We start from the raw sequence: 10,265 nt of genomic DNA on the forward strand, positions 1-10,265 counted from the left end.
GTCCGCTCCTATCAATGAAGGAGCTTATCTCGCGGCATCATTCACAAAAGAAAAGGTGGGATGTTCGTCGCGCTCACCATGGAACTTCAAGACATCAAGCTAAGAAACAGGTGCTCTCCAGCGAACGCTTACCGATAATGGGGTGAATATAGATCTTCTGGTTCGCCTTATCCGTGGCCTGGAGAGCCTCTGATGATCACACTTCCTTCAGGTCAGAATGTACGGGTGTGGATTGCCACGGGCCATACGGACATGCGCTGTGGCTTTCCATCATTATCGCTTCGGGTGCAGGAGGTGCTGAAGCGCGATCCACTTGGTGGCCATTTGTTTTGCTTCAGAGGGCGCAGGGGTGATCTGATAAAGCTGATCTGGCATGACGGCCAGGGGAGTTGCCTTCTGACAAAACGACTTGAGCGTGGCAAATTTATCTGGCCCTCTGCAGAAGGTGGCGCTGTTGCGATCTCACCTGCACAGCTCAGTTATTTACTGTCTGGAATTGATTGGCGCAATCCGCAGGAAACATGGCGACCGACGAAGGTTGGGTAGCATTATTCCATTGAAAATATTGCAGGATTCTGATCAAATAACTTTATGGATCCAAAGCCATTTGACCTTCCTGATGATCTTGCCAGCGCCTATTTGGCGCTGCTTTGCGAACGCGAGATTTTGCAGGGTGAACGCGATTTGGCTGTAGCGCAAGCTGCCAATGCGCAGGCTATGCTTTCCGATAGTGATGCCTTGATCGCAGCTCTGGAACTGCAAATCGCAAAGCTCAGGCGCGAATTGCGCGGTCAGCGTTCCGAGCGCACGGCACGCCTGCTTGATCAACTGGAATTGCAGCTCGAAGAGCTGGCGATGGCGGCGAGTGAAGATGAGATCGCCTCACAGGCAGCGAGCGCCAGGGCATCGAACGTGCGTTCATTCACGCGTAAGCGGCCCGTGCGCAAGCCGTGGCCAGAGAATATCGAGCGTGAGCGCCTTGTTATTGCTGCGCCGACTGTTTGCGCCTGTTGCGGTGGTTCGCGCCTGTCGAAGCTGGGTGAAGATATCACTGAGACGCTGGAAGAGGTTCCGCGCCGCTTCAAGGTGATCGAGACGGTGCGTGAGAAGTTCACTTGTCGTGACTGCGAGGCAATCAGCCAGCCGCCTGCACCGTTTCATGTCACGCCACGCGGCTTTATCGGCTCCCAACTGCTGGCAACAATTCTGTTCGACAAGTTTGGCATGCACATTCCGCTCAATCGCCAGAGCACGCGGTTCAAATGTGAAGGAATGGATCTGTCGACCTCGACACTGGCCGATCAGGTCGGGTTTGGAACGTCCGCTCTGATGCCGCTCTTCGACCTGATTGAGAGCCACGTCTTTGCCGCTGAGCGGCTTCATGGCGATGACACCACCATTCCAATCCGTGCGAAAGGCAAATGTACGACTGGGCGCATATGGGTTTACGTACGCGATGATCAGCCATTCAGGGGCGAGGCACCACCGGCGGCGGTCTATTATGCTTCGAGTGATCGGCGCGGCGAACATCCGCAGAGGCATCTGGCCAGCTATGGCAGCATTTTGCAGACAGACTGCTATAATGGGTTTGAACCAATTGCGATTGCCGAAAAGAAAGAAGTGCCGATCACCTTTGCCTTTTGTCATGCGCATGCACGGCGGAAATTCTTCGAGTTGGCCGATATCGAAAAGAGTGCGCGGGATCGCAAGCGAAATGGCAAACCAATCTCGCCGATTGCACTTGAGGCCGTCAGACGTTTCGATGCTCTGTTTGACATTGAGCGCCAGATCAACGGATTAAGTGCTGAAGAACGAGTGAAAGTGCGACAGGAGAAGAGCAAACTGTTGTTCGAGGATATGCATCAATGGCTGATACGGGAGCGCGCTACGCTGTCCAGTTCGTCCGATGTGACAAAAGCCATGGATTACATGCTCAAACGCTGGGAAGGCTTTGCTCACTTTCTCGAAGATGGCAGAATTTGCCTGACGAACAATGCCGCAGAAAGAGCGCTGAGAGGTATCGCATTGGGACGCCGGAACTGGACCTTCGCCGGATCACAGCGCGGGGCGGATCGTGCCGCTATCATGCTCACCTTCATCATGACCTGCCGTCTCAACGACGTTGATCCCAAAGCATGGCTGGCCGATGTCTTCGCCCGCATTGCCGACCATCCCGTCTCATGCCTGCACGAGTTGCTGCCATGGCACTGGAAACATGCATCGGCGGCAAACGTCGAACTGGCGGCTTGAGGATGGCTGCTTCCGTTGTCCGTCTGAAAGTCACCCTCGATCATGTCGAGCCGACAGTAATGCGCCGCGTTGTCGTACCCTTCACCATCAGGCTTAGTCGATTGCATGAAATCCTGCAGGCGGCGATGGGCTGGACCAACAGTCATCTTTACGAATTCCGCATGCGTGATGTCGGTTTTGGTTTGCTTGATGAGGGTTGGGGCGACGGTCCCATTGATGCACGCAAAGTCTCGCTGCTATCCGCAGTTCAGGATACCGGCGTGAAATCGTTTAAATATCTTTATGACTTTGGCGACGGCTGGGAACACAGTATCAGGATTGAACGCATATTCCCGGCAATCGGTGCGGAAGAACCGATGCTCCTCGAAGCCACTGGGCATTGCCCGCCCGAAGACGTTGGTGGCCCATGGGGATATCAGGAGTTCTGCGAGGCGCTTTTAGACGCGACGCACGAGCGGCACGCAGAAACCCTCGAATGGTGGGGCCCCAGCGATTTTGATCCCGCCACCGCCAACTTCTCACAACTCAATAAAGCCGTCGATGACCTGGCTGCAAAATGGGCGAGAAAAACACGCCGCAAAACCTGACCTGTCTATGGGCGACGGCAAAGAGCGGCACCGCGTAAACAGCTGACGAAAAAGTTTCTCCGAACGCCGAAGACCTTCGTCCGTCAAGACCAATGACTTCGATTTGTTCACCGGATCACAGATCAGGCCCTTCGCATACAATCGGCTCGTCGTTGTCCAGTCAAATCCCTTCCAGCGTCAGCCACAACATGGCCAGAACCGCATCGTCGATTTTGTCCTCATCTATCTCCATCCCGCAACCATACCACGCGAGAGCAACGTAGTCCTGCGGTCTTGCCCGTATGCGTACGTTACGCTGAGTTGGGAGTGCTCAGGTTTCGCGGATAGAGTCGGTAAATGGGTAGGTCCTGTCTCGAGGAGCAATAACTGGTGTTTGCTACGTTCTTTCGATTGTTGTAACATATCAATGTTAGAATCGGGTTGCGATAGACGACAACAAGTGCTAACGGCTCAGTGTTGGCATATTACAATGTTCAGCGTTGGCTTCGGTAGCCTAATCCTAAGCACTAGTGCCTTATAAGTGTGTAGATAACTCCGCCGTTGACTGTTTGCGATTTTTCTCTCACTTGGCCGTTTTGAGTGGAGCTATGAGGCCAAGCAGGGTGGTGTTAAGAATTCAAGTCATTGATTTTGTACTGTATTTAATGATAAAGTGTGGGCTATTGCTGTCTGGTGCTAAGGCGACAGGCCTTTAAAAAGGTCAATTATCACCCGTGCTTAACTAAAGCCCAATGAGCTCCACTCAAATAGGTTTTTAGTAAGTAGTCGCGGGTTGATGCGGATATGGGTTCTTGTATGTTAAAAAATATTGCAGTAAGTACGCTAGTTAATTTGCCATTCATAATATCTATTGGTTATTATACTTCTATTTTGTTGAATATTAGTCAAATGGAGCGAGGTCTCTCTCTTCATAATTTTTCAATGTTGCAAAAAGTAATCTATTGGCTGCGGCTTGCGACTCCGGTTGCCGTGTTGTTTTCGAGCTTTTTAACTGTTCTTTATGTTCTCGCGCGAGTGATAGGCTTTTTTCACCACCTCTAATACCGGAGCCTTATGACGCTGACCCATTTGTGACTTCCACTTTGATGAATTTCGTGATTCACCATTCAAAACGGGGGGATTACCAATTGCCGGGGGGGATTACCAAGCGGCAAAAGATATACTAACTGTATAGGGTCGCGCAACCCGCGTGGAAGAGTGCTTTGTAAATATCTTCTGTAGTAGAGAAAGAATGTAAGTTGAAAATCGTAGTTGTCGGCATCGGTTATGTAGGACTTTCCAACGCCATTTTATTGGCTCAACATCACGAAGTTGTTGCGTTGGACATTTCTGAGGATAAGGTAGGAATGCTAAATGCTCGTCAATCCCCAATCGGCGACAGCGAGGCGCAGAACTATCTACAATGCGTTCCACTTAACCTACGTGCAACCACCAATAAGCACGACGCCTACGACGGAGCTGATTTAGTAATTATCGCCACGCCGACGGATTACGATTCTCAGGCAAATTTTTTCAATACAGATTCAGTTGAAGCCGTTCTTCGTGATGTGATTGGAATAAATCCCAATGTAGACATTGTCGTGAAATCGACAGTGCCGGTGGGTTTCACAGAGAGTGTTTCTCAGCGTTTAGGTAAACGAATTGTCTTTTCGCCAGAATTCCTACGTGAGGGTAGTGCTCTGCATGACAATCTTTATCCTTCGCGCATCGTCGTCGGTGAAAGATCGCCACGTGGAGAACGATTTGCTACTTTATTGGCCGACGGTGCCAAGAAAAATGACATACCAATTCTTTTAACCGATTCAACAGAAGCAGAAGCAATAAAGCTCTTTGCAAATACTTTTCTTGCTATGCGGGTCGCTTATTTCAACGAGCTGGACACTTATGCAGTTATGCGTAATCTCGATTCTCGCCAGATCATCGAAGGTGTTGGCCTTGATCCACGTATCGGTCAACATTATAATAATCCATCTTTTGGGTATGGTGGCTATTGCTTGCCAAAAGACACTAAACAATTGCTCGCGAATTATAATGACGTTCCTCAAAGTCTTATTCAAGCCATCGTTGCGGCTAACTCTACCCGCAAAGACTTCATCGCAGACGACATCTTAAAACGCAAACCAAAGATTGTCGGAATTTATCGATTGATCATGAAGGCTGGGTCAGACAATTTCCGCTTTTCTAGCATTCAAGGAATAATGAAGCGTCTCAAAGCAAAAGGTATTGAGGTAGTCGTTTATGAACCATCATTAAAAGATGATCATTTTTTTGGGTCAAAAGTGATTACAGATATCGAAGTGTTTAAGAATATATCTGAGGTTATTGTTGCTAATAGACTGAGCGTGGAAATGCAGGACGTGTTACCGAAGGTCTATACACGTGATCTCTATGGCGAGCATTAAGCCTGCATCATATTGGACCAAGCACAGCTTCGGGTTTACGAACTATCCGTATCAACGGCGGATTTTAGTCATCGCCCAACGCAGGGGTGAAGTAATTTTCCAAGAAGTGGAAAACTTGTAAGCTCCGATTTCTGCCCGTAGTGCCGCAACCTCTTGGTTGGAGTGATTTACCTGTTGCTTCAGCGCGGCCACTTCATTCTCTTTAGAATTAACGGCGTCTGCCTTTTCGGTGGTCAGGTCGTCTATTTGCTTTTTGAAGGTCTCCACCTGTTGCTTCAGTGCGGCCACTTCATTCTCTTTAGATTTAACGGCGTCTGCCTTTTCGGCGGTCAGGTTGGCTGTCTGCTTTTTGAAGGCCTCAACCTGCTGCTTCAGTGATGTCAACTCGTGATCAGCAACTTTCTGAGGGGGTGATACGGAAAGCTTCGCAGTTGCCCAAGCGTTACTACCTACGCCCTCAGCTATGAATTGAAGTGCGTGATTTACCAAGCGCGAAGCGATAGGTACGCCAAAACTTGGAATATTTTGCCGGAATGCGGAATTCTTCCCAACCGCAAGAACGCCGAGGCCATGGCAATGACCAAACTCCAAGTACGGGTATTTCTCGCGAATTGCATGCCAGAATCGCCAAACCCCAAAGCCAGCTCTAAACTCATTCGTGTCATGAAAAATTATGACGCCAATGTCTGACATTTTCGGCAACCAAGTGTCAAAGTCGTTCTGGACAGCCTCTTCTGAATGGAAGCCGTCGATATGAAGAAGATCAATAGACCCATCTTCAAACTGTTCTGCCGCTTGATTGAAGTCTGACCTTATATATCCACCGAAATTGCTATAGCGACCTAGGTTGCTGAGGAACGAACTGAAAACGTCCGAGCTATGAAAACCGGCATGATGTTCACCAATCCAATTATCGACCGCTACGCATTCACAGACGATATTGCCGTAGCTAACGGCTTGGCAGGCCGCGAGAAAGCTGCCTCCGTTATGGACGCCGAGTTCTACGAACCGGCGAGGTTTCAGGAATGAAATAAGGCTGAAAAGAAAGGGAATATGCTCACCCCACGCTGACGGAACGTATTTCTCTATTTTCCAGAACATGGAACTAAGAGCATTGAAAACATCGACGTCCCGAATATCGGGTAGTTTTTCAATTTTAAGCTTGGAGAAGGATTTCGCGCCCATATCCAATTCATGCTTAACCTTATTTTCAACCGGTATGGTGAATTCGTCATTAATGCCCACAAGCCCCTCCTTGTTCAAGGTGATGTTGATTGCCGCTGAGAACTGACCCGGAAATTTCCACCGAGAATTGACCCGCCTTTTAATTATTGTTCGGGTTTTTAACCACGGTCAAGTTTTGTGTTTTCCTTTGCTCGTTTTGGTTCCTCAGCGGAACTGTTTTTGAACCTGAAGTGGAGTTGCCCCTTAAAAACCGGACATATTCAGGTTTGAGCATGTCGGCTTAGGAACTCACGTGACGATTGATTACCATGCCTTCGAACTTCAAAGCCAACGCTATCGGCTGACCGCTTTGATGTATTAGAGGATTTCTTCGATTCTCTTACGCATGATGTTAGCCGCTACAGAGACGTGGCGCTGGGACCTCAAATAGTCTTTTGCCGTATCGAGGACAGCCAGTGCCGCTGAGTTGTCCTCTTGAATGGTCCGTAACGTATCAGTCCAAGTTGTTGTGCCGTCAACCACAAATGCACATTTGTTGTCGCGAGCCGTATCCGTATAAGATACACAGTCTGATACCACAGAGACAATACCAAGTGCGCTATAGTCTAAAATTTTGAGGTCAGATTTACAATCGTTAAAGTTATTACTTACGAGCGGGCAAAGTCCGACATCAAAATTATTATTGCGCATCAACCATCGTGCGAAACGAGGATACATCGTGCTTCCTGCAGGCGGAGAAAGCTTCTTCAGCCAATCGCGCTCTGGCGTGTTACGAACAGCACCGATAATCGTAAGGTCAAAAGAATCTGGAGCAAGTTCGTTCAACCGGTCCATTTCTTCGAGGATCATATAAAAATCATCGTCATGGGTCGCCGTGCCCATGTATACCATGTGCAGTTTGTCTGTGCCGAACGCACGATGTTGGTGCCGATAGTTCCGCCAAATACGAGGATCTAGGCAGTTTGGAACCACAGCAGGGTTTCTGTTAAATTTTCTATACTGCTCAAGCAAGTGTTTTGTGGAATACCAATTATCATCCGCATGGGAGATCAGTAGATTTAGTGCGTCATTCCTCTGCCGATACGTTTCATATTCTGGATGAGATTGGCTTATGTGGATAAAACCATCATCAACATCTGTAATGAGCTTGATCTTACGCTTCTGGGCTATTTCTATAACCCGTTCCGCTTCATCCGTAGTGTGCAGAGATGTGCGCTGAATAACCGCCACGTCACAGTCTTTAATTTTTTCGGATTCGCTACACGGATAGCAGGTGACATCGAAGCCATTGTTATTCACTTCGGCGGTGAGTGGTGAGAGCAACCGAAGATACAGCGAGCTTTGATAGTGCCTTCCAGTCCAAGTCGACACCGCACTAACATTAACAGGCGTACTTTTTGCAATGAATGGCGAGGCCAGCTTAACCTCCGGGCAGTCTACACCAACATACTCTAGGACATCCCGTACAATCGTCTTAGCGCGTACATCAAAATTATGGTGCTGTCGTATAAAAGCTCCCACTTTTTCGGTTATATCATTCTGATTTTTCTTGGGCACCTCGATGGCTTCTTCAAGTTCCGCTTGTGAGGAGACCTGAACTACTGCACCGTCGAAAATAGAAGAAAGTGAAGTGACTGCGTCTGATATGACGGTGGTGTTGCATGCGACGCAATCGAAAAGCCGGTTGGACAAAAGCCCATATTCGCGCATCGACTCCCAGTGATCATTTAGTACGATATGAGCGGAAGCGTAATATTTTCCCAATCGGTCGTTGCTGATGTTTTTTCCTTGGATCATATGCTTGGGAATGTAATTTTCCCACAAGGTTCCGTAAACTGTTGGGGTGTGGCCAGCATCGACGGCCCACTTGACAATGTCGCGATATATTTTGCGAGAATTGCCCACGAACAATAAGTCGTGTTCCATATGTGCACTATAACGCTCCGGATTGAAACGCGCAGTGTCCGTCGCTTGATAGAGCGTCTTGACCCTAGTGTTCGTCAAATTCTTGAGTAGAGACGTATAGCTTTCAGATGCGGAGTAGACGATATTGTATTCGTCATATTCAGAGTAATCGACCTGATCCGGGTGGCTGATATTCCACATAATATTGATTGCTGCCGGAGACGGTGTGTATCGGCTCAAACCGCGAAGGACTATAACGACGTCGTCTGATTGCTCATGGCGGCGGCTCGGCCAGTCCTCAAGGAAATCAATTCTTGTTGCATGCCCCAACTCCCCCAGGCTTTTGCTAAGGGATGCGGCGAAATGATAGTCTCCCCATTCTGCAGCCTTAGCACGCGGAGCGGGTATTTTCAGTGCGATCTTGAGTTTGATCGCCTGATGAAGATCCGCGTCGGCGATTGGAATGGGCTCGCTGTGGCGGGCTTTAACGATTGCGCGGTAGATGTTGGGCTGTGAAACCGAAATTCGAGTATCATCACCCATATCATGTGTATATCGGCATCCGATAAATGGTGCGTAGACAACTTTCTGATCGACGGTTTGTTGAAGAATAAAGTCCCAATCGACCGTCCTCTTGAGAGATGTATCAAACCTTATATCCGTCGTGGGAGTCTTCTTGTAAAAATATACATTCAGATCAACGAAATTGCTTTTCCGACAATTATCTCGGTCGAACTCCTGTCCACGATAAAATACCGGTCTGTCTGATGAATCAACAGCCACCAATCCAGCATAGGCGATGTCAGTTTTCTCGCTCATGCATACACAAAGCATGAATCTTAGATAATCGTGGAACCAAATGTTGTCGCTATCCAGAAATGCGATGTACTCGCCGGTCGCTATGTCGAGGCCAGCGTTCCGCGTTTGACTGACATGGGTTTTAGGGAGTGCTAGTATTTTTATTGATGGAATATTCGCATATCGTCTAGAGATAATCGACATCGTATTGTCTGTGCTTCCATCATCGCAGACAATAATTTCATGATTGCTGTGGGATTGAGCAAGGGCAGAATCAATCGCCGCGCAAATAGTATTCTCACGATTATGCGTTGGAATTATTATCGATACTTTGCATGCATCAATGGAATATTTATGAAGAGAGTAGTATCTAATCAAGGAGTTAATATAGTCAGTATCTGTGACTGTATCTGTAAGTGTCGTTTTTTTGGTAGGGCGTGACGCTGATGCCGTGCCAATTGGCGCATCCTTAGATATTAGCGGGCGACCTTCGGTACGACCAAATTTTGCATAGTGAAAAAGCGGGTTCACTTTGGCTGATGCAACATCCGGATTGGCAGCAATATAGCCCGTTGTGCTGAAAGATGGGGTAGGGTTTCTCCCCTCTTTCGCACCATGCCGAACGTAATGCTTCACGGGATCTACTCCCGCAGATTCTACATCTGGATAGGTAGACAGGTACCATGACTCATCCAGCATCTTGCTTGCGCGAATAAATCGCTCAGCCTGCCAATTCCGATAAGTGGCCGTAAAATACCGCAAACTGCGAAGATGAGACTTAATTCTGCTGAGCATCAAGACACCGTAATTTTATTGGGAGTGCTATACAAAAACGCGGCCATTTTATTGCGGGTTTATCACGTATGGTTGTCGCGTCAATGATCGCTAAACTAGAATAATCGAATGGACGCTCGAATTGCCAGTTAGATGTTTCGATTTGACTCTCCGTATGATCCATACTGAAAATCGTAAGCGGTCAGCCGATAGCGTTTGCTTTGAAGTTCCAAGGCATCAGTAAGCGTTCGCTGGAGAGCACCTGTTTCCTAGCTTGATGTCTTGAAGTTCCATGGAAGTAGGTCGTCGATGCGGCTTTGGGGATGTCCAAGTGCGATAGCGGTGAGAGTTGCCTTGAGATAGG

General features: G+C 48.3%; 7 protein-coding genes and 1 pseudogene. 4 read left to right on the forward strand and 4 right to left on the reverse strand.

From position 1 onward, the window contains the following. Window positions 1-192: 192 nt before the first annotated feature. From tnpB to HWX93_RS22075, 3 genes are read left to right on the forward strand one after another with little or no spacing between them, the layout of a single operon-like run. Window positions 193-546 (forward strand): IS66 family insertion sequence element accessory protein TnpB, encoded by a 354-nt coding sequence (gene tnpB, locus HWX93_RS22065; protein WP_025091528.1) that lies wholly within the window; start codon window positions 193-195, stop codon window positions 544-546. 45 nt (window positions 547-591) lie between these two features. Further along, window positions 592-2,250 carry an IS66 family transposase gene (gene tnpC, locus HWX93_RS22070; protein WP_176038741.1) on the forward strand — a complete coding sequence of 553 codons (1,659 nt, stop codon included), beginning with the start codon at window positions 592-594 and terminating at the stop codon, window positions 2,248-2,250. A 2-nt stretch (window positions 2,251-2,252) separates the two neighbouring features. Further along, window positions 2,253-2,837 (forward strand): plasmid pRiA4b ORF-3 family protein, encoded by a 585-nt coding sequence (locus HWX93_RS22075; protein ID WP_176038746.1) that lies wholly within the window; start codon window positions 2,253-2,255, stop codon window positions 2,835-2,837. Between the two features lie 30 nt (window positions 2,838-2,867). On the opposite strand, the pseudogene HWX93_RS22080 reads toward HWX93_RS22075, so the two are convergent. After that, a pseudogene (locus HWX93_RS22080) lies at window positions 2,868-3,069 on the reverse strand (DUF6429 family protein); the annotation flags it as partial. A gap of 1,006 nt (window positions 3,070-4,075) precedes the next feature. Between HWX93_RS22080 and HWX93_RS22085 the strand changes: the two are divergent. After that, complete coding sequence (locus HWX93_RS22085; RefSeq protein ID WP_176038742.1) at window positions 4,076-5,239, forward strand: nucleotide sugar dehydrogenase; 1,164 nt, start codon at window positions 4,076-4,078, stop codon at window positions 5,237-5,239. 51 nt (window positions 5,240-5,290) lie between these two features. Here the strand turns inward: HWX93_RS22085 and HWX93_RS22090 are convergent, their stop codons facing one another. From HWX93_RS22090 to HWX93_RS22100, 3 genes are all read right to left on the reverse strand, one after another. Further along, entirely contained in the window at window positions 5,291-6,484 is a 1,194-nt protein-coding gene (locus tag HWX93_RS22090) for a class I SAM-dependent methyltransferase (RefSeq protein WP_176038743.1), read from the reverse strand. Window positions 6,485-6,781: 297 nt separating this feature from the next. Next, the gene (locus tag HWX93_RS22095) at window positions 6,782-9,763 is read right to left on the reverse strand and encodes a glycosyltransferase (RefSeq protein ID WP_176038744.1); all 2,982 of its coding nucleotides are present in this window, start codon (window positions 9,761-9,763) and stop codon (window positions 6,782-6,784) included. A gap of 407 nt (window positions 9,764-10,170) precedes the next feature. After that, on the reverse strand, window positions 10,171-10,265 hold a 95-nt coding region (locus tag HWX93_RS22100), incomplete at its 5' end, for a transposase domain-containing protein (protein ID WP_176038745.1).

The sequence above is a fragment of the Brucella tritici genome, from assembly GCF_902825325.1.
Lineage (GTDB): Bacteria > Pseudomonadota > Alphaproteobacteria > Rhizobiales > Rhizobiaceae > Brucella.